This is a genomic window from Aeromicrobium sp. SP1 (assembly GCF_055663785.1).
Genome location: NZ_JBQVVK010000001.1, coordinates 2,410,099 through 2,433,103, shown reverse-complemented (window position 1 = coordinate 2,433,103; position 23,005 = coordinate 2,410,099). Strand labels below are relative to the sequence as shown.

22 protein-coding genes are annotated in these 23,005 nt (G+C 70.9%); 9 read left to right on the top strand and 13 right to left on the bottom strand.

Annotation, left to right across the window (positions count from 1 at the left end; all coding sequences use genetic code 11):
• The first annotated feature begins 85 nt into the window (after positions 1–85).
• The 4 genes from ACT26F_RS12035 to ACT26F_RS12020 are packed head-to-tail and all read left to right on the top strand — an operon-like array spanning position 86 to position 3,076.
• Entirely contained in the window at positions 86–370 is a 285-nt protein-coding gene (locus ACT26F_RS12035; RefSeq protein ID WP_471670782.1) for a GNAT family N-acetyltransferase, read from the top strand.
• Positions 367–1,581 carry an Nramp family divalent metal transporter gene (locus tag ACT26F_RS12030; protein WP_471670781.1) on the top strand — a complete coding sequence of 405 codons (1,215 nt, stop codon included), beginning with the start codon at positions 367–369 and terminating at the stop codon, positions 1,579–1,581. Before ACT26F_RS12035 ends, ACT26F_RS12030 begins: the two co-directional genes overlap by 4 nt.
• A 16-nt stretch (positions 1,582–1,597) precedes the next feature.
• Positions 1,598–2,206: a hypothetical protein gene (locus ACT26F_RS12025; protein ID WP_471670780.1), complete on the top strand. Its 609-nt coding sequence runs from the start codon at positions 1,598–1,600 to the stop codon at positions 2,204–2,206.
• A 9-nt stretch (positions 2,207–2,215) separates the two neighbouring features.
• On the top strand, positions 2,216–3,076 hold the full coding sequence (locus tag ACT26F_RS12020; protein ID WP_471670779.1) for an Fpg/Nei family DNA glycosylase: 861 nt from the start codon (positions 2,216–2,218) through the stop codon (positions 3,074–3,076).
• A 3-nt stretch (positions 3,077–3,079) separates the two neighbouring features.
• Here the strand turns inward: ACT26F_RS12020 and ACT26F_RS12015 are convergent, their stop codons facing one another.
• The 3 genes from ACT26F_RS12015 to ACT26F_RS12005 form a co-directional block, all read right to left on the bottom strand.
• A complete protein-coding gene (locus tag ACT26F_RS12015) occupies positions 3,080–4,174 on the bottom strand; it encodes a DUF6801 domain-containing protein (RefSeq protein WP_471670778.1) in 1,095 nt (364 codons plus the stop codon).
• A gap of 93 nt (positions 4,175–4,267) precedes the next feature.
• Positions 4,268–5,206 carry a DUF6801 domain-containing protein gene (locus tag ACT26F_RS12010; protein WP_471670777.1) on the bottom strand — a complete coding sequence of 313 codons (939 nt, stop codon included), beginning with the start codon at positions 5,204–5,206 and terminating at the stop codon, positions 4,268–4,270.
• A gap of 184 nt (positions 5,207–5,390) precedes the next feature.
• Entirely contained in the window at positions 5,391–6,218 is an 828-nt protein-coding gene (locus tag ACT26F_RS12005) for an EamA family transporter (RefSeq protein ID WP_471670776.1), read from the bottom strand.
• Positions 6,219–6,241: 23 nt separating this feature from the next.
• Between ACT26F_RS12005 and ACT26F_RS12000 the strand changes: the two genes are divergently transcribed.
• Positions 6,242–6,865, top strand: a complete 624-nt coding sequence (locus ACT26F_RS12000; RefSeq protein WP_471670775.1) for a hypothetical protein — start codon at positions 6,242–6,244, stop codon at positions 6,863–6,865.
• On the opposite strand, the gene ACT26F_RS11995 is transcribed toward ACT26F_RS12000, so the two are convergent.
• The 4 genes from ACT26F_RS11995 to ACT26F_RS11980 are packed head-to-tail and all read right to left on the bottom strand — an operon-like array spanning position 6,866 to position 9,636.
• The gene (locus ACT26F_RS11995) at positions 6,866–7,441 is read right to left on the bottom strand and encodes a TetR/AcrR family transcriptional regulator (protein WP_471670774.1); all 576 of its coding nucleotides are present in this window, start codon (positions 7,439–7,441) and stop codon (positions 6,866–6,868) included. It lies immediately after the preceding gene.
• On the bottom strand, positions 7,438–8,163 hold the full coding sequence (locus tag ACT26F_RS11990; RefSeq protein ID WP_471670773.1) for an ABC transporter permease: 726 nt from the start codon (positions 8,161–8,163) through the stop codon (positions 7,438–7,440). The genes ACT26F_RS11995 and ACT26F_RS11990 overlap by 4 nt, the downstream gene beginning before the upstream one ends.
• Positions 8,160–8,876: a heme ABC exporter ATP-binding protein CcmA gene (gene ccmA / locus ACT26F_RS11985; protein ID WP_471670772.1), complete on the bottom strand. Its 717-nt coding sequence runs from the start codon at positions 8,874–8,876 to the stop codon at positions 8,160–8,162. The genes ACT26F_RS11990 and ccmA overlap by 4 nt, the downstream gene beginning before the upstream one ends.
• Before the next feature lie 10 nt (positions 8,877–8,886).
• The gene (locus ACT26F_RS11980) at positions 8,887–9,636 is read right to left on the bottom strand and encodes a class I SAM-dependent methyltransferase (RefSeq protein WP_471670771.1); all 750 of its coding nucleotides are present in this window, start codon (positions 9,634–9,636) and stop codon (positions 8,887–8,889) included.
• Between the two features lie 312 nt (positions 9,637–9,948).
• Between ACT26F_RS11980 and purL the strand changes: the two genes are divergently transcribed.
• From purL to ACT26F_RS11960, 4 genes are all read left to right on the top strand, one after another.
• Complete coding sequence (gene purL, locus ACT26F_RS11975) at positions 9,949–13,818, top strand: phosphoribosylformylglycinamidine synthase (protein WP_471670770.1); 3,870 nt, start codon at positions 9,949–9,951, stop codon at positions 13,816–13,818.
• A 91-nt stretch (positions 13,819–13,909) separates the two neighbouring features.
• A complete protein-coding gene (locus ACT26F_RS11970) occupies positions 13,910–14,089 on the top strand; it encodes a hypothetical protein (protein ID WP_471670769.1) in 180 nt (59 codons plus the stop codon).
• Positions 14,090–14,166: 77 nt separating this feature from the next.
• On the top strand, positions 14,167–14,784 hold the full coding sequence (locus ACT26F_RS11965) for a DUF47 domain-containing protein (protein WP_471670768.1): 618 nt from the start codon (positions 14,167–14,169) through the stop codon (positions 14,782–14,784).
• Positions 14,785–14,790: 6 nt separating this feature from the next.
• Positions 14,791–15,795, top strand: coding sequence for an inorganic phosphate transporter (locus ACT26F_RS11960; RefSeq protein ID WP_471671683.1), 1,005 nt, complete (start codon positions 14,791–14,793; stop codon positions 15,793–15,795).
• A 10-nt stretch (positions 15,796–15,805) separates the two neighbouring features.
• Here ACT26F_RS11960 and pstB read toward each other — a convergent pair whose 3' ends face one another.
• From pstB to ACT26F_RS11930, 6 genes are all read right to left on the bottom strand, one after another.
• Entirely contained in the window at positions 15,806–16,585 is a 780-nt protein-coding gene (pstB, locus tag ACT26F_RS11955; protein ID WP_471670767.1) for a phosphate ABC transporter ATP-binding protein PstB, read from the bottom strand.
• A gap of 23 nt (positions 16,586–16,608) precedes the next feature.
• The gene (gene pstA / locus ACT26F_RS11950; RefSeq protein ID WP_471670766.1) at positions 16,609–17,676 is read right to left on the bottom strand and encodes a phosphate ABC transporter permease PstA; all 1,068 of its coding nucleotides are present in this window, start codon (positions 17,674–17,676) and stop codon (positions 16,609–16,611) included.
• On the bottom strand, positions 17,676–18,617 hold the full coding sequence (pstC, locus tag ACT26F_RS11945) for a phosphate ABC transporter permease subunit PstC (RefSeq protein ID WP_471670765.1): 942 nt from the start codon (positions 18,615–18,617) through the stop codon (positions 17,676–17,678). The genes pstA and pstC overlap by 1 nt, the downstream gene beginning before the upstream one ends.
• 85 nt (positions 18,618–18,702) lie before the next feature.
• Entirely contained in the window at positions 18,703–19,791 is a 1,089-nt protein-coding gene (gene pstS / locus ACT26F_RS11940; protein WP_471670764.1) for a phosphate ABC transporter substrate-binding protein PstS, read from the bottom strand.
• Positions 19,792–19,974: 183 nt separating this feature from the next.
• Positions 19,975–20,841: an NUDIX hydrolase gene (locus ACT26F_RS11935; RefSeq protein WP_471670763.1), complete on the bottom strand. Its 867-nt coding sequence runs from the start codon at positions 20,839–20,841 to the stop codon at positions 19,975–19,977.
• Between the two features lie 18 nt (positions 20,842–20,859).
• Entirely contained in the window at positions 20,860–22,992 is a 2,133-nt protein-coding gene (locus ACT26F_RS11930) for an RNA degradosome polyphosphate kinase (protein WP_471670762.1), read from the bottom strand.
• Positions 22,993–23,005 lie beyond the last annotated feature (13 nt).

Here is a 23,005-nt window from a genome sequence, read left to right as displayed (position 1 = left end):
CGCGCGGAGCGTGCTCCGCCCCGAGGCGGCCGCAGTCGGTGACGCTGGTCCTCATGCCCACACCCTAGGCGACTAGGGTCGGGCCATGGGCATCGAGATCAGCCACAACGCGGCCGCCGGGCGCTACGAGATCGCCGTCGACGGCGCACGCGCCGGACTGACGGTCGCGCGTGAGGAGGAGGGCGACGTGGTCGTCTTCCCGCACACCGAGATCGACGAGGCGTACGAGGGCCAGGGCCTGGCCGGCAAGCTCGTCGCGTTCGCGCTCGACGACGTGCGGGCGCGCGGCAAGAAGATCGTCGTCACCTGCCCGTACGTGAAGCGGTTCATCGAGAAGCGTCCCGAGTACCAGGACCTGCTGGCGGGGTGAGTCACGCCGTTCGCACCCGGCTGGGACTGCTGGGTCCCGCCTTCGTCGCCGCGGTGGCGTACGTCGACCCGGGAAACGTCGCCACGAACATCACCGCGGGAGCACGCTTCGGCTACACGCTCGTCTGGGTGATCGTGCTGGCCAACCTCATGGCCGTGCTCGTGCAGTACCTCTCGGCCAAGCTCGGTCTGGTCACGCAGCGGTCCCTCGCCTCGCAGGTCGGAGGGAGGGTCTCGCCGCCGGTGCGGGTCGCCTACTGGCTGCAGGCCGAGGGCATCGCGATCGCGACGGACCTCGCCGAGGTGATCGGTGGTGCGATCGCCTTCCACCTGCTCTTCGGCCTCCCGCTGCCGGTCGGTGCCCTGCTGACGGCGGCCGTCGCGATGATCCTGCTCGGCATCGGCGACCGGCTCGGCCAGAGCGTGCTCGAGCGCGTGATCGTGGGGTTCCTGCTGCTCATCGCGGTCGGCTTCCTGGCGGGCCTGGTCATCGGGCCGCCGTCGGCCGCCGGCATCGCCGAGGGCCTCGTGCCCACCTTCGCCGGACCCGAGAGCGTCCTGCTGGCCTCGGGCATCGTCGGCGCGACGGTCATGCCCCACGCCGTGTACCTGCACTCGAGCCTCACGGCCGACCGGCTGGGCCGACGCGGTGAGCGCACCGGGCTGACCGAGCTCATCGCCGCGACGCGCACGGACGTCGTGCTCGCGCTCCTGCTGGCCGGCGTGCTCAACCTCGGTCTGCTGCTGATGGCCGCGGCGAACCTGCAAGGCCTCCCCGGCACGGACACGATCGCGGGCGCCCACGCGCTGATCAGCAGCGAGATCGGCACGGGTGCGGCGCTGCTGTTCGCGGTCGCCCTGCTCGGCTCGGGCATCTCCTCGACGTCCGTCGGCAGCGCCGCGGGTGCCGAGGTGATGCGCAGCCTGACGTCGTGGCAGCTCAGCCGCGTGACCCGACGGCTCATCACCCTCGTGCCGGCGCTCGTCGTCCTCGTGCTGGGCATCGACCCGACGCGTGCCCTCGTCGGGTCGCAGGTCGTCCTGTCGATGGGCATCCCGTTCGCGATCGTGCCGCTCGTGTGGCTCACGTCGTCGCGGGACGTGATGGGCGAGCACGTCAACCGCCGGGGCACGACGCTGGCCGCGTCGACCGCCGCGCTCGCGATCATCGCTCTCAACATCGTGCTGCTCTGGCTCACGTTCGGCGGCTGACCCTGAGACTGGGTCCATGAAGCTGTATGCGGATCTGCCCGCCCGCCGGACTCGTCAGGTCGTCGCCGACCTGTTCATGCTGGGCTGGCTCGTGCTGTGGGTGTGGGCCGGCCGGAAGGCCGACGACCTCGTGATGAACCTCGCGGACCCGGGGCGCACGATCGCCGATGCCGGCCAGAGCCTCGAGAGCGGGCTGACGTCGGCCGGCGACTCGGTGGCGGACCTGCCGTTCGTGCCCGACGGCGTGCGCGCGCCGTTCGACACGGCCGGCGGCGCGGGATCGGCGCTCCGGGACGCTGGTCTGGCTCAGGTCGAGGCGGTCGACCGGCTGGCCACGTTCCTGGGCGTGACGATCGCGGCGATCCCGATCCTCGTGCTGCTCGTGCTGTGGCTGCCGCTGCGGGTGCGGTTCGTGCGGGAGGCGACGAGTGCGCAGAGGTTCATTGACGACGTCGCGGACCTCGACCTGTTCGCGCTGCGCGCGTTGGCCCGCCAGCCGATGACGGCGCTCGCCCGCGTCCACGACGACCCGGCCGGCGCGTGGCGCGGCAAGGACCCCGACGTGATCCGCGCGCTCGCGACGCTCGAGCTGAAGGCGTGTGGCCTGAGGCCGCCGTCGCCGTAGGCTGACGCCATGCCCGAGATGCCCGAGGTCGAGGCGCTGGTGCGCTGGCTGCGGGACCGGCTCGACGGCGCCGTGGTGGCCGAGATCGAGCCGGCCTCGTTCGCCGTGCTGAAGACCTACGACCCGCCCGTCGCCGCGTTCGCCGGCCTCCAGGTCACCGACGTCTCCCGACACGGGAAGTTCGTCGACATCGACGTCGACGGGCTGCACCTGGTCATCCACCTCGCGAAGGCCGGCTGGCTGCGCTGGGCGGACCACTTCGGGAACACCCGGGTCAAGGTCGGCAACGGGCCGCTCGCCCTGCGGTTCCGGGTCGATCGCGGCGACGGCCCGCACGAGGGCTTCGACCTCACCGAGGCCGGGACGCGCAAGGGTCTCGCGGTGTACGCCGTGCGCGATCCGCAGGAGGTGCCCGGGATCGCGCGGCTGGGCCCCGACCCGCTCGCCCCCGGCTTCGAGCTGCGACCGCTGCTCGCGCGAAGGATGCAGGTCAAGCGGCTGCTGCGCGACCAGTCGATCATCGCGGGCATCGGCAACGCCTACAGCGACGAGATCCTGCACGTGGCCAAGCTCTCGCCGTTCGCGATTGCCGAGGCGCTCGACGACGACGAGGTGACCCGACTCGAGCGGGCGATCGCGGACGTCCTCACCGAGGCGACCGCGGCCGCCGACGGCAAGCCCGCGGCCGACCTCAAGGACGCCAAGCGCGAGCGGATGCGGGTCCACGGACGAGCCGGCGAACGATGCGACGTCTGCGGCGACACCATCGCCGAGGTCGTGTTCGCCGACTCGTCCCTGCAGTACTGCCCGACGTGCCAGACGGGTGGCAAGCCGCTCAAGGACCGCAGCACGTCGAAGTTCCTGAAGTAGCCGTCACCTCTTCTTGACGGTGACCTTCACGGTGACCTTGGCGCTGCCACCCTTGCCGTCGGAGACCGCCACGACGAAGGAGGTCCTGCCGACGAACTTCCGCTTCGGCGTGAACGTCACCTTCGTGCCCCGGACGGTCACGGAGCCCTTCGAGGACTTCGTGGAGAGCCGGTAGGTGAGCCGATCGCGGTTCGCGTCGGTCGCCAGCACGGTGATGGACTTCTTCGTGTTCTTCTTCGTCGTGATCGCGTACGACTTCTTCGTGAACCGCGGCGCCACGTTCCGGGGCTTCGGCGCGACCGTCGTGGGCGCCGTCGTCGGTGCCACGGTGGTCGGCGTCACGGTCGGCTCGGTGGTCGGCTCGGTGGTGGGTTCCGTGGTCGGCTCGCTCGTGGGCTCGCTCGTGGGCTCGGTCGTGGGCTCGGTCGTCGGTTCGGTGGTGGGCTCGGTGGTCGGAACGGTGACGGGGATGGAGCCCAGACTCAGGTCGGCGGACACCGGCGTGCAGTCCATCGTGGCCTGGAAGGAGCTCGCGTCGGCCTTGTAGACGGTCGCGACGATGTGGAACCGGGTGGGCATGCCGAGCACGACGGTGCCCGCCGCGTTGGCGGGTGCGGTGATCGCGGGAACCGCGCCGCTGGCCGGGATGGTCCACGGGGTTCCGGGGGTCGCCGGGATCGCCGTGCGGGCGGCGGACAGGTTCGGGATCGTGACCGAGGAGGTCGCCCCCGCGGTGGTCAGGGTGACGGCGGAGTCGGTCGAGGAGCCCTCGGCCTCACGGCCCTTGAGCAGGCCGTACGTGGAGGATCGCAGGTCCTCGGGCAGCGCCAGGGTGATCGAGACCGTGCGCGTCGGCAGCGTCTCGCCCGGCGAGACCGACGCCGGAATCGTGGTGGTCGCGGTGACGCCGACGGCCTGCGGGCCGAGGTCGAGGCCCCCGGCGACCGTGAGGCAGCTGTAGTCGAAGCTCTTCGACAGCTCGACGTCGGCGGCGCTCGCGCTGCCGGCGGCGGCCAGGGTGACGGCGCCGACGGTGCCGGTGAGCAGCACGGCGGAGAGGGGCAGCACGAGGCGTGCGGTGGTGGCGGGGGTGTTCATGGGAGGTCCTGTCGTGGAGTTCGGGGGTGGCCGGGCGGCCGAGAGGCGGAGACCCCGGGGGGTCTCCGCCTCTCGTGTGGTGGTGCTGTCAGATCACTTCTTGACCTTGACGTTGACCTTGACCTTCACCCAGCCGGTGCGGCCGTCGCTGGCGCCGACGTAGAAGCTCGTCTTGCCGACGAAGTTCTTCTTGGGCTTGAAGGTGACCTTGCCGCCCTTGACGGAGACGGTGCCCTTCTTCGTCTTCTTGATGAGCTTGTAGGACACGCGGTCGCCGAGCGCATCGGTCGCCTTGACCGTGATCGACTTCTTCTTGTTCTTCTTCGTGGAGATCGCGTAGGACTTCTTGGTGAACTTCGGCTTCGTGGTGTCCCTGACGACCGAGATCGAGCCCAGCGTCCGGTCGGCAGCGGTGCTGCAGACCATCGTCGCCGGCTGTGAGCCCGCGCCGCCGTAGATCGTCGCGACGACGTTGAAGTTCGCGGGCATGGCGGCCACGATGCTGCCGGCGACGTAGCTCGGAACGGCGATCGCCGGGACGGTGCCCTTGGCGGGGATCGTCCACTGGCCGTCGGGGCCGGAAGTCGCCGGAATCGTCGTCTTGGCGGCGACCACGCTGAAGACCTTGGTCAGCGCCTTGCCGTTCGAGGTGAGCGTGACCGCCGAGTCGTTCGACCGGCCGTCGGCCTGCGTGCCCAGCAGTCGGCTGCCCTGGCGGAGCAGCTCGGGCATGGCGAGGGTGATCGTCACGGGCGTCGGGGCGATCGTCTGGCCCGCGTAGGCCGTGGTCGGCAGCTTCGTCTGCGTGCGCACCGGAATGGCGTGTGTGCCGAGGTCCAGCCGGTCGTCACCGGGGGTCGAGGGGTCGTCCGTGCCGGCGAGGACGTTGCAGGTGTAGCTGTACGTCTTGTCGACGGCAGCGCTGGCCGCGTGGGCGGGAGCAGCGAAGCCGACGGCGGCGAGCGTGCCGCCGAACAGCGCGGCGGACAGGGGCAGCGCTACCCGGCGCGCTGCGAGGGAAGAACGGGTCACGATGGACACCTTTCTGGGACGGTGGCCCGCAGGGATGGGAGTCCCGCGGACTGAACTGACTGGCGGGTAACCTAACACGCGAAACTGTGAGTTACAACACATGTTACGCGTGTGACTGGAGTGACAAATTTGCAGTGAAAACCGGGTTCACCGCCGAGTCACGGCATGGGGCGCCGGCGGACTCTCAGCCGAGTGCCACGAGGGTCACCGCAGCCACCGCGAAGGCCAGTCCGAGGCCCTGCCAGGCGGTCACCCGCTCCTTGAGCACGACGGCCGCCAGCAGCACGGTCGAGGCGGGGTAGAGCGCGGCGATGACCGAGACCACCGACAGCAGTCCGTGCTTCGTCGCCTCGTAGAACGCGACCACCGCGACGACGCCGATCGGGCCGAGCAGCGCCCCACGCCAGTCGGGTGCCGCTCGCGGCAGGAACTCCTCGCGCAGGACGGCCGCGACCGTGATGACGGCGATCGTCGAGCACAGGTACATCCCGGCGAGCGGCGTGAGTCCCGCGTCCTCGGTCATCTGGCCGAGCGCGACGAACAGGATGCCGAAGCCCGCTCCGGCGAGGACGCCGTCGACGACGCCGCCACGGTGCGAGGGGTCCGGATCGCGCACGATCGAGATCAGGGCGATGGCCGGGAAGGCCAGCACGATCCCGATCAGTGCCGGCACGCTCGGGCGCTCCCCGAGGGCGAGCCCGATGACCACCGGCAGGAGCGCCGAGCCGACAGCGGAGATCGGCGCGACGACCGACATCTTGGCGCCGGCGAGGCCGCGGTAGAGGAAGGCGGCACCCAGGCCCGAGCCGATGCCGGCCAGTGCTCCCCATGCGAAGTCCGCGCCGGTGGCCGTGCCCCCGACGAAGAGCGCCGTGACGGCGATGCAGACGGTGGAGGACGCCTGGCCGGCGGTGGCGATGCGCCACGGTCCGGACCGTTTGGTGAAGATCCCGCCGAGGAAGTCGGAGATGCCGTAGGCGAGCGCCGAGACGAGCGAGAGGAGGACCGCCACGGGCCTCACCCTAGGCTGGACGCATGGGCATGGGGAAAGCCGGCAGGCGGGTGAACGCGGCGGTCGAGGGACTCGCGGGTCGCGTCGACGACCAGACCGGAGACGTCGCGGCCCGAGCCGCCACGGTGCTGGTGCTCGCGGTCCGGTTGCTGCGCTGGCCCTCGCTCGCGGTGCTCGCCGCGCCGTGGGCGTTCCTGCTCGGCCTGCTCGCGATCGGCCTCGCCGCCGACGACGCGTGGCTGCGGGCGCTGGCCCTCGTCCTGGCCCTCGGCGGTGCCGCCGTCTCGGCCGCGTTCGCGCTGCGCCGCCACCACATCTGGCAGGCCGTGCAGGACGAGCAGCGGCTCGCCACGGAGCTGGGCATCGCCGTGGCGATGAGTGACGACGTGGACGACGCCCGGAAGGCGCTCGGCCAGATCGCGGGCGGCACGGGCGGCGTGCGCCTCTTCTCGCGGCTGCAGGGGCTGTGGCATGGCCTCGGCATCGGTCCGGGCGTGGTGCAGGGTGCCGCCGACCTGCCTCGGGCGCGCTGGTTCTTCCCGCCGAAGGTCGGCACGACCGTCACGCTGTTCGTCGCGGCGCTGTGGCTCGTGCCGGTCTCGTTCCTCGGCTGCCTCTTCCTCGCGATCGCGCTCGCGGCCCGCTGATCAGGCGGGCGTGAACAGGCGCTGGATCGACGGCGCGTACCAGCGGATGACCTCGTCGACCGGTGCGGACGCGATCGGCTCGAGCCCCACGATCCACCGCTGGATCCCCAGGCCGACGAGTTGCGAGGCGATGAGTCCGGCGCGCAGGGCGGCGTCCGGTTCGCTGCCGAGCCGCTCGCGGATCGCCGCCACGACGATGTCCCGCGCGATCCCGGTGACCAGCCCCGAGCCGGAAAGGCCGCTGCGCACCACGGTCGCGAACACCTGTGGGTGCTCGTCCCATGAGTGGAGGTAGACGCGCAGCAGGCGCTCGCCCGCACCGTCGAGGTCTCCCTCGAGGGCCGAGCCGATGCGTTCGGCGGGATTGAACGGCAGGTCCAGTGTCGCGGCCATCAGTGCGGCCTTCGAGCCGAAGTAGTGCGAGACCAGAGCTGCGTCGACACCGGCGTCCGCGGCGATCGCCCTCAGGCTCGTCCCGGTGTAGCCCGCGCTCGCGAATCGGGCGCGAGCCGCCTCGAGGATCAACTGGCGCCGGTCGGTCGTGTCGACGCGCGGGCGACCCGGCCGCCGGGTCACGGCGTGCGGCGCCGCAGTGTGAGCGACGCCAGCGCGATCGAGGCGATCGCGAACCCGACCAGCACGACCAGGTCGGTGACGCGTTCGGAGAACGGCTCGCCCTCCGCGAGCGAGGTGAATGCGTCGGTCGAGTACGTCAGCGGCAGGACCTTCGCCAGCCACTGCAGCGGGTCGGGCATCTGGTCGACGGGCACGAGCAGGCCGCACACCAGGATCTGCGGGATGATCACCAGCGGCATGAACTGCACCGCCTGGAACTCGGTGCGCGCGAACGCCGAGGCCAGCAGGCCGAGGGCCGTGCCGACGATCGCCCCGAGCAGGGCGAACAGCAGTGCCTCGCCGGGACTGTCGAGCCCGAGGTCGAGCCACCACGTCGCGACGCCCGTGCTGATGATCGACTGGGCGATGGCCATCAGGCCGAACGCGATCGCGTAGCCGCCGATCAGCTCGCCGCGCCGCAGCGGCGTGGTCAACAGGCGTTCGAGTGTCCCGGAGGTCCGCTCGCGAACCATCGTGACGCTGGTCAGCAGGAACATCAGGATGAAGGGGAAGAGGCCGAGCATCTGCGGCCCGACCAGTTGGAACACGTCGTCCTGGCTGTCGAAGACGTAGGCGAACAGCAGCAGCAGGATCGCCGGGAGCAGCAGGAGCATGACGATGCTGCGCGGATCGTGGCGCAGTTGCTGCAGGACCCGGCGGGCGGTGGCGAGCGTTCCCGTCATGACGCGTCCCCTTCTGCGAGGGCGAGGAAGGCCGATTCGATGTCGCTCGTGCCGGTCGATGCGCGCAGGCCGTCGGGGGTGTCGGTGGCGATCAACCTGCCCTCACGCATCAGCAGCACGCGATCACACCGATCGGCCTCGTCCATGACGTGGCTCGACACCAGCAGCGCGGCGCCGTCGTCGGCGAGTCGCCGGAACATCGCCCAGAGGTCGCGGCGCAGGACCGGATCGAGCCCGACGGTCGGCTCGTCGAGCAGGTACACGTCGGGCGACGCGAGCAGGGCCGCGGCGAGCGAGACGCGGGTCCGCTGGCCGCCGGAGAGGTCGCGGGTCAGCGCGTGACGCTTGTCGGTGAGGTCCACCGCGGCGAGGGCGTCGGCCACCTCGGCCGGGCTGCTGCCGTGGAGCGCGGCGAAGTAGGCGAGGTTCTGCTCGACCGTGAGGTCGGGGTAGACCGAGCTGGCCTGGGTCACGTACGCGACGCGGCGGCGGTTGGCGGCGCTGCCTGCGGGCTCGCCCAGCACCGTGACGGTGCCGGACTGCACGATCTGCACGCCCGCGATGGAGCGGATGAGCGTCGACTTGCCGCATCCGCTCGGGCCGAGCAGACCGGTGACGGATCCCGCCTCGATCGCGAGGTCGAGTCCGGGGATCACGGTCGCTCCACCGCGTTCGACGACGAGCCCGTCCACCTCGACGGATTTATTCATCATGCGATGAATATTACGGTCGGACGGCTCGGAATGCACGCGTGACGTAGGGCAGGTCGACGGGGGTGTCGCCGACGGCGCCCAGGTCGTCGAGCAGTTCGCCCAGCTCGGCGTCGATGCGCTCGCGCTCGGCGGGGCTCGCGGTGATGACGTAGCTGCGTGAGTGGGCGAGGTCGAACAGGCTCGCGCGGGTCATCGACCGGCTCCAGCTCCACTGCCGTTCCTCGATCTCGCCGAACGGAGCTCCCACGCGCACCCCGTCGGTGGAGAGCAGCCGTTCGGCGGCGCTGCCGTGCAGCACGCCAGTGAGCCGGCGGACCCAGTCGACCGACTCGTCGCGGATGTTCCAGACCAGCCCGAGCGCGCCGCCGGGCCGCAGCACGCGGCCGGCCTCGGCGGAGGCCTTCGCGACATCCACCCAGTGCCAGGCCTGACCCAGGACGACCGCGTCGAGCGACCCGTCGGGCAGCTTCGTCTCCTCGGCCGTGCCGACGAAGGTCGGGATGCCGGGCAGCGCGCCGCGCAGGACCGCGAGCATCTCCGGATCGGGCTCGACGGCGACCACCTCCGCGCCCAGCCCGGTCAGGACGCGGGTCAGCTTGCCCGTCCCCGCTCCGACGTCGGCCACGCGCACCGTGCGCCCGGCATGGCGCGCGGGCTCGATCATCCACGCCACCGCGGCCGCCGGGTACGACGGTCGCGCCGCCTCGTACGTGTCCGCCGCCGCCCCGAACGACTGCGAGAGCTCCCCGTGCTCGGCCATGCAGCCGACCCTACGCGCGCCCGCCCGCGCCTGGGAGCGGTGACTTACGTACCTGTGCGGCGGGTGGGCGGTGAGTGGCGTACCTCTGATGGTCGCCAGGGGTGCGTAGGTCACCGCTCTCGGCGGTGGGTGGGGTGGGCGGTGAGTTGCGTACCTCTGATGGTCGCCAGGGGTGCGTAGGTCACCGCTCCCGGCGGCGGGCGGGGGTGGGCGGTGAGTTGGGTACCCCAGATCCCCGCCAGAGGTGCGTAAGTCACCGCCCCCACCGGCGGCGGGCCGCGGCGGCCAGAGCGGCCTCGGTAGGCTTGGCGCGTGTCGCGCGACGTCGAACTCACCGTGGTCGAGGGCGGCAACGCTCTCTCTTCCTTCCGGGCCAAGGCCCTGCTGGCCCGTTTGCAGGCGGTGGCCCCGGAACTGACCGGGATCTCGGCCCGATTCGTGCACTGGATCGCCAGCGACCAGCCACTCGACGACGCGACGAGCGATGCCGTCTCGCGCATCCTCGACTACGGCGAGCCGGCCGACGAGCCCGCCGGCGGCGCCCTCGTGGTGGTGGTGCCGCGGCTCGGCACGATCTCGCCGTGGTCGAGCAAGGCGACCGACATCGTCCACAACTGCGGCATCGACGTCCGCCGGGTCGAGCGGGCCACCGAGTTCACCCTCGCCGGCGCCGACCTCACGCCGGCCCAGCTCGACGCCTGCGCCGAGATCCTGCACGACCGGATGACCGAGACCGCGCTGACGAGCCGCGAGGCCGTGGCGGCACTGTTCGACGAGCGCGACGCCGAGCCGATGCAGCACGTCGACGTGCTGGGCGAGGGCCGCTCGGCGCTCGAGCGGGCCGACGTCGCCTTCGGGCTCGCGCTGTCCGACGACGAGATCGACTACCTCGTCGAGGCGTTCACCGAGCTCGACCGCAACCCCACCGACGTCGAGCTGATGATGTTCGCGCAGGCGAACTCCGAGCACTGCCGGCACAAGATCTTCAACGCCGACTTCGTCGTCGACGGCGAGGAGAAGGACCTCTCGCTGTTCGGCATGATCCGCCACACGGAGGCCGTCGCGGGCCACGGCACGGTCGTCGCCTACAAGGACAACGCCTCGATCATGGCGGGCGGACCCGCGACGCGCTGGCTGCCCGAGGGTGCCGAGGGGCCGAGCCGCTACGCCGGCCGCGAGGGCGACGTGCACGTCCTCATGAAGGTCGAGACGCACAACCACCCGACGGCGATCTCGCCGTTCCCCGGTGCGGCCACCGGTGCCGGCGGCGAGATCCGCGACGAGGGCGCGACGGGTCGCGGCTCGCAGCCGAAGGCCGGCCTGACCGGCTTCGTCGTGTCGAACCTGCACCTGCCGGACACCGACGAGCCGTGGGAGACCGAGCAGTACGGGCGCCCCGACCACATCGCGAGCCCGCTCGACATCATGGTCGAGGGCCCGATCGGCGCGGCCGCGTTCAATAACGAGTTCGGCCGGCCGGGCCTCGGCGGGTTCTTCCGTGTCTACGAACAGACCGTCGACGGCGTCCGCCGCGGCTACCACAAGCCCATCATGAGCGCGGGCGGCCTCGGGTCGATCAGCGCCGAGATGACCGAGAAGATCGAGTTCCCGCCGGGCACGCTGCTCGTGCAGCTGGGCGGCCCCGGCATGCGGATCGGCATGGGCGGCGGCGCGGCCTCGTCGAAGGCGGCCGGCGCGAACGCCGCCGAGCTCGACTTCGACTCGGTGCAGCGAGGCAACCCCGAGATCGAGCGGCGCGCGCAGGAGGTCATCAACCACTGCTGGTCGCTCGCCGAGGACAACCCGATCCTGTCGATCCACGACGTGGGGGCGGGCGGCCTGTCGAACGCCTTCCCCGAGCTGGTCGACGACGCCGGGCGCGGGGCGACGTTCGAGATCTCGCACGTGCCGCTCGAGGAGTCGGGCCTCGCGCCCAAGGAGATCTGGTGCAACGAGAGCCAGGAGCGCTACGTCCTGGCGATCGCGCCGGAGTCGCTCGAGCAGTTCGCCGCGCTGGCCGCCCGCGAGCGCTGCCCCTTCGCCGTGGTGGGAGTCGCGACCGATGACCGCCAGTTGAGGCTGACCCCCGGCTCCCCGGGCGACGACGTCCCGATCGACATGCCGCTGGAGGTGCTGCTCGGCAAGCCGCCGAAGATGACCCGCGACGTCACGCGCATCGACCGCACCTCCGCCGAGCTCGACCTCGACGGCATCGACGCGCGCGAGGCGGCGTACGCGGTGCTGCGGCACCCGACGGTCGCCTCGAAGCGCTTCCTCGTCACGATCGGCGACCGCACGGTCGGCGGCCTCACGCACCGCGACCAGATGGTCGGCCCGTGGCAGGTGCCGGTGGCGGACGTCGCCGTCACGCTCTCGGACCACGTCGGCTTCGCGGGGCAGGCGATGGCCAGCGGCGAGCGCACCCCGCTGGCCGCCGTCGACGCCCCCGCATCGGGCCGCATGGCCGTGGGCGAGGCGATCACGAACCTGCTCGCCGCGCCGATCGACCTGCCGGGCGTCAAGCTCTCGTGCAATTGGATGGCCGCGTGCGGCGAGGACGGCGAGGACGCCGCCCTCTACGACACGGTGCACGCCGTCGCGATGGAACTGTGTCCCGCGCTGGGCATCTCGGTGCCCGTCGGCAAGGACTCGCTGTCGATGCGCACCCGCTGGACGGACGCCGACGGCACGGACAAGCAGGTCACGGCCCCCGTCTCGCTCGTCGTCACGGCGTTCGCGTCGCTGCCCGACGTGCGCGGCACGGTCACACCCGAGCTGCCCGCCGACGCGGCACTGCTGCTGGTCGACCTCGGCGCCGGCCGCGACCGGCTCGGCGGCTCGATGCTGGCCCAGGTCAGCGGCGAGTTCGGCGGGGTCGTCCCCGACCTCGACGACCCGCAGCGGCTCGTCGCGCTCGTCGACGGCGTCAACGCCCTGCGCGCCGCCGGCCTGCTGCTCGCCTATCACGACCGGTCCGACGGCGGCCTGTGGGCGGCGGTCTGCGAGCTGGCCTTCGCCGGCGGCGTGGGCGCCCACCTCGACGTCAGCGGCCTGGCCGACCTGTTCGCCGAGGAGCTCGGCGCCGTCGTCGCCGTGCCGGCCGACCGCGCGGACGAGGCACTGGCCGTGCTCGACGCCGCGGGCCTGTCCGGCCTCGCGCGCCGGATCGGCTCGTCCTCGCGCGATCGTCGGATCAGCGCGACCGCCGTGGGACTGGACGAGTCGCTGGTCGACCTCGCGCAGGCCTGGGACGAGGTCTCGTGGCGCATCGCCCGACTGCGCGACAACTCCGAGTGCGCCGACGCCGAGCACGCCGCCGTGGGCGCCGAGGACCCGGTGCTCACCCTCGCGACGACGTTCGACCCGACCGACGACGTGACCGCTGCGCTCCGCAGCGCCCCCCAGCTGATCGGCACGGCGCGGCCCAAGGTCGCGATCCTGCGCGAGCAGGGCGTCAACTCCCACGTCGAGACGGCGTTCGCGTTCGACCGGGCGGGCTTCGACACGTACGACGTGCACATGACCGACCTGCAGGCCGGGCGGTTCGACCTCGCCGACGTCGTGGGGCTGGCCGCGTGCGGCGGGTTCTCCTACGGCGACACGCTCGGTGCGGGCGAGGGTTGGGCGCGCTCGGTCCTGTTCAACCCCGCGCTCACCGACGCCTTCGCCGGGTTCTTCGCCCGGACCGACACGTTCGGCGTCGGCATCTGCAACGGGTGCCAGATGTTCGCCGCGCTCGCCGACATCATCCCGGGCGCCGAGGCCTGGCCGCGGTTCACGCGCAACGCCTCGGAGCAGTACGAGGCGCGGCTGTCGCTCGTGGAGGTGCTGGACTCGCCGTCGATCCTGTTCGGCGGGATGGCCGGGTCGCGGATCCCGATCGCCGTCGCGCACGGTGAGGGCTTCGCGAACTTCGCCGCGCGCGGCGATGCGTCCGCCGTGCACGCGGCGGCGCGCTTCGTCGACGTCCACGGCGGCGTCGCGACGAGCTATCCGGCGAACCCGAACGGATCGCCCGACGGGCTCACCGCCGTCACGACACCGGACGGCCGATTCACCGCGATGATGCCGCACCCCGAGCGGGTGCAGCGCAACGTGCAGCTGTCGTGGACCGACGGCGACGTCTCGGCCGAGAGTCCGTGGCTGCGGATGTTCCGCAACGCCCGGGTCTGGGTCGGTTGAGCCGTCGGACCGACCAGGCGGTCTAGTCCCAATGAGGGATTTTGTGGCTCCGGCTTGGGATCTCGAGCCCTGACCCGCGTACTCTCGGTATGTGGCCCTGCATCATCTTGGCGATCGCATCAGCGAGCCGCTCGACGACCGGCTGCGCGACGACGACGCGCTGGCCGAGATCGAGCTGACCTCTCGCCTCATGATTGCGGCCTCCGGTGCGCCCAAGCGGCTCACGCAGACGGAGATCGACGGCCTCCTCGGACTCGAGCCCGGCGCCTGATCGCCCTCGGTTGGCGGCCTTCGTCGCTGAGCATCTAGCATGGGGACGTTCACCACACCAGCCGAGGGAGTCCCCGCGTGCGCTTCAAGATCCGACCGGTAGAGACGAGTTTCTACGACCTCTTCACGGAGTCGGCCAACCACTTGGTGATCGGTGCGGGACTCGTCGCCAAGGTGCTCGATCCGGAGGCCGACAAGGCGGCGCTGGCGGCCGAGATGCACGAGGCCGAGCATGCCGCCGACGACACCACCCACGCGATCATCAAGCTGGTCAACAGCACGTTCATCACCCCGTTCGACCGTGAGGACATCTACTCCCTCGCGAGCGGCCTCGACGACGTCATGGACTTCATGGAGGAGGTCGTCGACAGCACGGTGCTGTACGGCGTGACCGAGTTCCCCGAGGTCTTCGCCGCCCAGGTCGAGGTGCTGCAGCGCGCCTGCAACCTGACCGCCGAGGCGATGCCGCGGCTGCGCACGATGCGCGACCTCGAGGAGTTCTGGATCGAGATCAACCGGCTCGAGAACGAGGGTGACCGCAACCACCGCCGCATCCTGGCCGATCTGTTCGACGGCAACTACAAGGCGATGCAGGTGCTCAAGCTCAAGGACATCGTCGAGGCGGTCGAGCACGCGATCGACGCGCTGGAGTCGGTCGCCAACACGATCGAGCAGATCGCGGTCAAGGAGTCCTGAGTGGACCTGACCACCGTCATGGTGATCGCGGTCGTGGTGATCGCGCTCGCCTTCGACTACACGAACGGGTTCCACGACGCGGCGAACGCCATCGCGACGTCCGTGTCCACGCGTGCGCTGACGCCGCGGGTCGCGCTCGCGATGGCGGCGAGCCTCAACTTCGTCGGCGCCCTGCTGGGCGTCGAGGTCGCCAAGACGATCCAGGGCATCATCGACATCGATACGGCACCGGACTCGGCGCCCCATGCCCTCACGATCGTCATGGCAGCCCTGTTGGGCGCGATCGCGTGGAACCTCATCACGTGGTACTTCGGCATCCCGTCGTCGTCCTCGCACGCCCTGATCGGCGGCATCGTCGGCGCGGGCCTGGCCTCCGCGACGCAGGTCGAGTGGGAGACGCTGGTCGACAAGGTCGCGATCCCGATGGTGCTCTCGCCGGCGATCGGCTTCGGCGGCGCCTTCCTGCTGATGACCATCATCATGTGGACCTTCCGGCGGGCGCGTCCCGCGCGCGTGTTCCGCGGCTTCCGGCTCGCCCAGACCGTCTCGGCGGCGGGCATGGCCCTGGGCCACGGCCTGCAGGACGCCCAGAAGACGATGGGCATCATCGTCCTGGCGCTCGTCGCGGGCGGGTTCCACACCGGCGATGACGTCCCGCTGTGGGTCATCATCGCCTCGGCCAGCGCGATCGCCGCGGGCACCTACTCGGGCGGCTGGCGCATCATGCGCACGCTGGGACGGCGCATCATCGACCTGACCCCGGCCAACGCGTTCGCGGCCGAGGCCACCGCCGCCACGACCCTCTACGTCATGGCGATCGGCCTGCACGCGCCCGTCTCGACGACGCACACCGTCACCTCGGCGATCATGGGCTCCGGCGCCACGAAGCGCTTCAGCGCGGTGCGCTGGGGCGTGGCCAAGAACATCGTCATCGCGTGGATCGTCACGATGCCCGCGGCCGCGATCTTCGCCGCGGCGATCTACTTCGTGGTCCGCGCGTTCCTGCCCTAGGAGCGCCGGCTCAGCCGAACCGGCCCTGGATGTAGGCCTCCGTGGCCGGCTCGTCCGGGTTGGAGAACATCTTCTCCGTCGGGCCCAGCTCGACGAGCCGTCCGGGCTGGCCCACTCCCGCGAGGTTGAAGAACGCCGTCTGGTCCGAGACGCGGGCCGCCTGCTGCATGTTGTGGGTCACGATGACGATCGTGTAGTCGCTCTTGAGCTCGTGGATCAGGTCCTCGATGACCGACGTCGAGATCGGGTCGAGCGCCGAGCACGGCTCGTCCATCAGCAGCACCTCGGGCTCGACCGCGACGGCGCGGGCGATGCACAGGCGCTGCTGCTGGCCGCCGGACAGGCTCGAGCCGGGGCGGTCGAGGCGATCCTTGACCTCGGCCCACAGGCCCGCCTGGCGCAGCGAGCGCTCGACGACGTCGTCGGCCTCGGTCTTCTTCATGCGCTTGCTGTTGAGGCGCTGGCCGGCCAGCACGTTCTCGGCGATCGACATCGTCGGGAACGGGTTCGGGCGCTGAAAGACCATGCCGATCTTGCGGCGCACGTTGACCGGGTCCATGTCCGAGGCGTAGAGGTCCTGGCCGTCGACGAGCACCTTGCCCTGGACGTGGGCGCCCTTGATGACCTCGTGCATCCGGTTGAGGGAGCGCAGGAAGGTCGACTTGCCGCAGCCGGACGGGCCGATGAAGGCCGTCACGGCCTTCGCGGGGATGGCGATGTTGACGCCCTCCACGGCGAGGAAGTCGCCGTAGTAGATGTTGAGGTCCGAGACGTCGATGCTCTTGGCCATGGGAGTTCCTGTTCCTTCGTGGGTCAGCGCTCGCCCTGGGGCGAGAAGAAGTGCGAGACGAGACGGGCGATGAGGTTGAGCAGCATCACGATGATGAGCAGCACGAGGGCGGCTCCCCACGCGCGCTCGATGCTCGGCTCGGGCGGGACGCCCGGCTGCATGAGCGAGGAGTACGTGAAGACCGGCAGGGTCGCCATGCGGCCCTCGAAGAGGTTGAAGTTCACCGAGTCGGTCATGCCGGCGATGATGAGCAGTGGCGCCGTCTCGCCGATCACGCGGGCGATGGCCAGCGTGATGCCGGTGACGATGCCGGCCAGCGCGGTCGGCAGCACGACCTTGGCGATCGTGCGCCACTTCGGGACGCCCAGCGCGTAGGAGGCCTCGCGCAGCTCGTTCGGCACGAGCTTGAGCATCTCCTCGCACGAGCGGACGACGACGGGGATCATCAGCACCGACAGGGCGACCGAGCCGCCGATGCCCATGCGCACGCCCTCGCCGAAGAAGATGACGAACAGCGCGTAGGCGAACAGTCCCGCCACGATCGAGGGGATGCCCGTCATGACGTCGACGAGGAAGCGGATCGACTGCGAGAGCCGGCCGTCGTCGCCGTACTCGATGAGGTAGATCGCCGTGAACAGCCCGATCGGCACCGAGATCACGGTGGCCGCCGCGGTGATGAGCAGCGTGCCGACGAGCGCGTGGTAGATGCCGCCGCCCTCGCCGACGACGTTGCGCATCGAGTAGGTGAAGAACTCGGCCGAGAGAGCTTGGGCGCCCTTGCCGACGACCGAGATGAGGATGCTCACGAGGGGGATCAGGGCCAGGCCGAAGGCCGAGGCGACCAGGAGCGTCACGAGCCGGTCGGTGGCCTTGCGACGGCCCTCGACGACGACGGACCACAGCGGCAGCACCGCCGCGACGAGCCAGCCGAGCAGGACGCCGCGGATCGCGCCGAGCGGCGCGAGCCAACCGGCCGCGACGACCGCGATGGCGAGCGGGACGATCACCTTCGAGGCCCAGCCCGGGAGCCGGTCGCCGCGCAGGTCCTCGGCGAGGTTGCTGGTGGGGGCGGGTTTCAGCGTCGTGGTCATCAGTTCGCTCCGGAGAACTCGCTACGGCGGTTGACGATGGCGCGCGCCGCGAAATTGACGATGAAGGTGATGACGAACAGCACGAGACCGGTCGCGATGAGCACGTTGACGGTCTTGCCGCTCGCCTCGGAGAAGCTCAGGGCGATGTTCGCGGCGATCGTGGAGGGGTTGGTCGAGCTGATCAGGTTGAACGTCACGACGCCGGATGCCGACAGCACCATCGCGACGGCCATCGTCTCGCCGAGCGCGCGGCCGAGGGCCAGCATCGCCGCGGAGACCATGCCGGAGCGGGCGTACGGGAAGACCGCGAGCCGGGTCATCTCCCAGCGCGTGGCGCCCAGGGCGAGCGCGGCCTCCTCGTGCAGGCGCGGGGTCTGCAGGAAGATCTCGCGGCAGATCGCGGTCATGATCGGCAGCGTCATGACCGCGAGGACGAGCGCGGCGGTCATGATCGTGCGGCCGGTCGCCGAGGCCGGGCCGGCGAACAGCGGGATGAAGCCGAGGTGCTCCTCGAGCCACGTGTACAGCGGCTGCACGGCGCCGGCGAGCGTCACCATGCCCCAGGCGCCGTACACGACGCTCGGGACGGCGGCCAGCAGGTCGATGACGTAGCCGATGGGCTGGGCCAGCCGGCGCGGGGCGTAGTGGCTGATGAACAACGCGACGCCGATCGCGATCGGCGCGGAGATCAGCAGGGCGAGGAAGGCGGCCCACAGGGTGCCGAAGACGAGGGGCCAGACGTAGCTGAGGAACGACTCGCCGCTCTTGACCTCGTCCGGCGAGGCCGTGATGCCGGGGATGCCCTCGACCGTCAGGAAGATCGCGACGCCGGCGAGGATCGCCAGGATCAGCAGGGCCGCGCCCAGCGAGAAGCCCCGGAAGACCCGATCCCCGGGGCGCTGCGGAGGTGCCGTCCGCTGCTCGGTCATGCGCTCGCTCACGAGGAGCCCTTTCTGTCGTCTACTGCCCCTGGTCCGGGCGAGGGGGTGAGCCCTCGCCCGGACCGGGTGTTGCGGGGAGGGGCAATCAGCCGATCGTGTCGATCGCGGCCTGGACCTTCGTGGCGAAGTCCGCCGACAGCGGGGCCGAGCCGGCGGCCGACTCCGAGGCGGCCTGGCCCTCGGAGCTGGCCACGTAGGTCAGCCAGCCCTTGACGAGCTCGGCCTTGGCCGCGTCGTCGTACTTCTGGCAGGCGACCTGGTACGAGACCAGGACGACGGGGTAGACGCCCGACTCGGTCGTGGTGCGGTCGATCGTCAGCGCGAGGTCGGTCTCGGCGCGGCCGGAGACCTGCTCGGCGGTGTCGAGGACCTTGGCGGCGGCCTCCTCGGTCGGCGCGACGAACTCCTCGCCGACCTTGACCACGGCCTTGCCGAGGTCGCCGGCCTGGCTCGCGTCGGCGTAGCCGATCGTGCCCTTGCCGCCCTTGACCGCCGAGACGACGCCCGACGTGCCGGTCGCGGCCTCACCGCTCTTGAGCGGCCAGGTCTCGACGACGCCGCCGCTCCACGAGCCGCCCGACGCGGCGGTCAGGTAGTCGGTGAAGTTCTTGGTCGTGCCCGAGTCGTCACCGCGGTGCACGGGCGTGATGGCCGTGTCCGGAAGGTCGGCGTCCGGGTTGAGGTCGGCGATCTTGGCGTCGTCCCACTTCGTGATCTTGCCCTCGAAGATCGCCCCGATCGTCGCGGCGTCGAGCTGGAGGTCCTTGACCCCCTCGAGGTTGTAGATCACGGCGATGGGCGAGACGTAGACCGGCACCGAGACGATGTCGCCGCCGCAGCGGTCCTTCGCCTTCGTGAGCTCCTCGTCGTCGAGGTAGGCGTCCGAGCCGGCGAAGTCGACGCCGCCGGCGATGAACTGCTCGCGACCGGCGCCTGAACCGGCGGGGTCGTAGTTGACGGTCACGTCGGCGTTCGCAGTCTGGAAGCCCTGCTTCCACGCGGCGACGGCCGCCTCCTGCGAGCTGGCGCCGGCACCGTTCAACGTGCCGCTGAGCGAGCTGTCGCTGCTGCTCGCGGGGCTGTCCTCGTTGGCGGCGCCGCAGGCGGCGAGGCCGAAGAGCAGCGCGGCGGTCGCACCCGTGGCGGCCAGCGTGCGCATGGACTTGCGATTCACGGTCGTTCCCTCTCTGGTGTCCATGACGCGGGGCGAACGCCCCGGTCGTCGCCAACGTAGGAGCGGGAGGTGTATCGCACCGGCGAGGTCGGTGAACGGAAGGTGAACCGTGACGGAACGATGGACGCCGGAGCGCGGGATCGCAGGAGTAAACGTGACCGGGATCGCAGGCCGGGAAGGCCGTCAGATCAGCTCGGAGGCCAAGATCTTGCCCTTGCGGTGGTGGACGACGAGGGCGTGTCCCGGGGCCAGCACGGGGCCGCTGATGTCCAGCGCCGCGTAGATGTCGGGGAACGTCGGCCGGTGCGAGCACGCCACCGTCGGCCGCTTCGTCGCCAGCAGCGCGTCGACGGCCCGACCGACCTGGCCGGCGGGCGTGCCCTCGGCGAGCCGGTCGTCGACCTCCAGCACCTCGCCGGTCGCGGCGATGAACGGGTCGACGGTCTGGGTCGTGCGGTTCGCCGGACTGCTGACGACCCGGCGGACGCCGTAAGCGGCCAGCAGCGGCACGAGCTCCTTCGCGCGGTCCTGCCCGGCGGCGGCGAGCGGGCGGTCGCGGTCGCCGCCCTTGAAGTCGTCGCGCGAGACGGCCTTCGCGTGGCGCAGCAGCACGAGCGTGCGCGAGCGGTGCCGCTTCGCCGCCGCGAGGTCCTCGAACGTCTCGAGCAGATCGCGGTCGTGCTCGTAGGTCAGCTTCTTGCGCGCGTCGCGCGGCGCGAACCACTTGATCCGATCGACCTCGCGGTTGGGCCGGAACGAGCTCTCGTCGTCGAGCGGGCGGCAGACCCAGTACGCGACCTGCTTGACCCCACCACGCACGCGGTAGTTCACCTCGGGCAGCGGGTGGACGAGGCGGACGCGGTAGCCCGTCTCCTCGAGGACCTCGCGCACGGCGGTGATGGGCAGCGGCTCACCGGGGTCGGCCTTGCCCTTGGGAAACGTCCAGTCGTCGTACCCGGGACGGTGCACGAGGAGGACCTCGACGCCTCCGGTGGGACCAGCCTTGCGCCACACGATGCCGCCGGCCGCGGGGATGACCTTGCTCGCCATGGTGATCAGTCTGCGCTCTCAGGCCCGGGACCGGCGAGACCGGGCCCGCTCGATGAGCACTTCCTGGATGTTGGCGCCCTCGTGCCGGGTCCACGCGCCGTCGGGGCCGAGGTGCCACGAGGCCGTCTCGTCGGACGCCATCGTCTCCATGAGGTCGGTGATCTGGTCGACGTGCGCCGGCGACGGGACGCGCACGAGCACTTCGACTCGGCGGTCGAGGTTGCGGTGCATGAGGTCGGAGGAGCCGATCCACACCTCGCGGTCGCCTCCTGCGGCGAACGTGAAGACGCGGCTGTGCTCGAGGAAGCGACCCAGCACGCTGCGCACGCGGATCCGCTCGGACATGCCCGGAACGCCGGGCCGCAGCGCGCAGATCCCACGGATGACCAGGTCGACCTCCACGCCGGCGCGGGAGGCCTCGTAGAGCTTGTCGATGATCGCCTCGTCGACGAGTGAGTTGACCTTCATGGCGATCCGCGCCGGGCGGCCGGCCCGGTGGTGCGCGATCTCGCGGTCGATGCGTCCGACCAGGCCCGACCGCAGCTCGCGCGGGGCGACGAGCAGCGAGTCGTAGTCGCTCGTCATCGCGAAGCCCGACAGGCTGTTGAACAGCTCGGTCAGGTCGTGTGTGATCTCGGGGTTGGAGGTCAGCAGGCCGAGGTCCTCGTAGTGCCGTGCCGTCTTCGGGTTGTAGTTGCCCGTGCCGATGTGGGCGTACCGGCGCAGTCCGTCGGGCTCGTCGCGGATGACGAGCGCCAGCTTGCAGTGCGTCTTGAGTCCGACCAGCCCGTACACGACGTGGCAGCCCGCGCGCTCGAGCTTGCGAGCCCAGCGGATGTTCGCCTGCTCGTCGAACCGTGCCTTGATCTCGACGAGCACGAGGACCTGCTTGCCCGAGCGGGCGGCGTCGACGAGGGAGTCGATGATCGGCGAGTCGCCCGACGTCCGGTAGAGCGTCTGCTTGATCGCGAGGACCTGCGGGTCCGCGGCGGCCTGCTCGACGAAGCGCTGCACGCTCGTCGCGAAGGAGTCGTACGGGTGGTGCACGAGCACGTCGCGCTTGCGCAGCGCGCTGAACAGGTCCGCGGGGCTGGCCGTCTCGACCTCGGCGAGGTGTTCGTGGGTGCCTGGCACGAACGGCGCGAACTTCAGCTCCGGCCGGTCGATGTCGGCGATCTCGTTGAGGCTGCGCAGGTCGAGCGGCCCGGACAGCCGGAACACCTCCTCGTCGGAGATGCCCAGCTCGCCGACGAGCAGCTCGAGCACGTCCTCGGACATCGTCTCGTCGACCTCGAGCCGCACGGGCGGGCCGAACCGGCGCCGCAGCAGCTCCTTCTCGAGGGCCTTGAGCAGGTTCTCGGCGTCGTCCTCCTCGACCTCGAGGTCCTCGTTGCGGGTGACCCGGAACGTGTGGTGGTCGACGATCTCCATCCCCGGGAAGAGGCTGTCGAGGTTCGCCGCGATGACGTCCTCGAGGGAGACGTAGCGGCCCTCGGAGGTCTGGATCCAGCGCTGGATGACCGGCGGCACCTTGACCCGGGCGAAGTGCTCCTTGCCGGTGCGCGGGTTGCGCATCACGAGGGCGATGTTGAGCGACAGTCCCGAGATGTAGGGGAACGGGTGCGCGGGGTCGACCGCCAGCGGCGTCAGCACCGGGAAGATCCGCTGGTGGTAGAACTCGGCGATTTTCTCGCGCTCGGGCAGGCTCAGCTCGGACCAGCGCACGAGCGCGATCTGCTCGGCTGCCAGCGCGGGGATCAGGTCATGGCGCAGGAGCCTCGACTGCTGCTGCATCAGCTCATGGCTGGCCCGCAGGCTCGAGTTCAGGACGTCGCGCGGCTTGAGCCCGCTGGCCGACGGCAGCGCCACGCCGGCGGCGATGCGCCGCTTGAGGCCGGCGATGCGGACCATGAAGAACTCGTCGAGGTTGCTGCCGAAGATCGCCATGAAGCGCGTTCGCTCCAGCAGGGGCAGGCTCTCGTCGGCGGCCAGCTCCAGCACGCGCGCGTTGAACGCGATCCACGACAGCTCGCGGTCGAGGAAGCGGTCCTCGGGCAACGAGCCCTCGGACGCGTCGTACGGCGGATCGACGTCGAACTCGTCGGGAGAGGACGCGAGAGGCTCGGGGACCGTCAGGTCGGTGGTCTCCATGGCCCAACGATGC

Excerpts from the sequence above, each read along its gene's own strand:
- ACT26F_RS12035 (WP_471670782.1), top strand. The coding sequence starts at position 86 with ATGGGCATCGAGATCAGCCACAACGCGGCCGCCGGGCGCTACGAGATC.
- ACT26F_RS12025 (WP_471670780.1), top strand. The coding sequence starts at position 1,598 with ATGAAGCTGTATGCGGATCTGCCCGCCCGCCGGACTCGTCAGGTCGTC.
- ACT26F_RS12020 (WP_471670779.1), top strand. The coding sequence starts at position 2,216 with ATGCCCGAGATGCCCGAGGTCGAGGCGCTGGTGCGCTGGCTGCGGGAC.
- ACT26F_RS12015 (WP_471670778.1), bottom strand. The coding sequence starts at position 4,174 with ATGAACACCCCCGCCACCACCGCACGCCTCGTGCTGCCCCTCTCCGCC.
- ACT26F_RS12000 (WP_471670775.1), top strand. The coding sequence starts at position 6,242 with ATGGGCATGGGGAAAGCCGGCAGGCGGGTGAACGCGGCGGTCGAGGGA.
- ACT26F_RS11990 (WP_471670773.1), bottom strand. The coding sequence starts at position 8,163 with ATGACGGGAACGCTCGCCACCGCCCGCCGGGTCCTGCAGCAACTGCGC.
- ccmA (WP_471670772.1), bottom strand. The coding sequence starts at position 8,876 with ATGATGAATAAATCCGTCGAGGTGGACGGGCTCGTCGTCGAACGCGGT.
- ACT26F_RS11980 (WP_471670771.1), bottom strand. The coding sequence starts at position 9,636 with ATGGCCGAGCACGGGGAGCTCTCGCAGTCGTTCGGGGCGGCGGCGGAC.
- pstB (WP_471670767.1), bottom strand. The coding sequence starts at position 16,585 with ATGGCCAAGAGCATCGACGTCTCGGACCTCAACATCTACTACGGCGAC.
- pstA (WP_471670766.1), bottom strand. The coding sequence starts at position 17,676 with ATGACCACGACGCTGAAACCCGCCCCCACCAGCAACCTCGCCGAGGAC.
- ACT26F_RS11935 (WP_471670763.1), bottom strand. The coding sequence starts at position 20,841 with ATGGCGAGCAAGGTCATCCCCGCGGCCGGCGGCATCGTGTGGCGCAAG.
- ACT26F_RS11930 (WP_471670762.1), bottom strand. The coding sequence starts at position 22,992 with ATGGAGACCACCGACCTGACGGTCCCCGAGCCTCTCGCGTCCTCTCCC.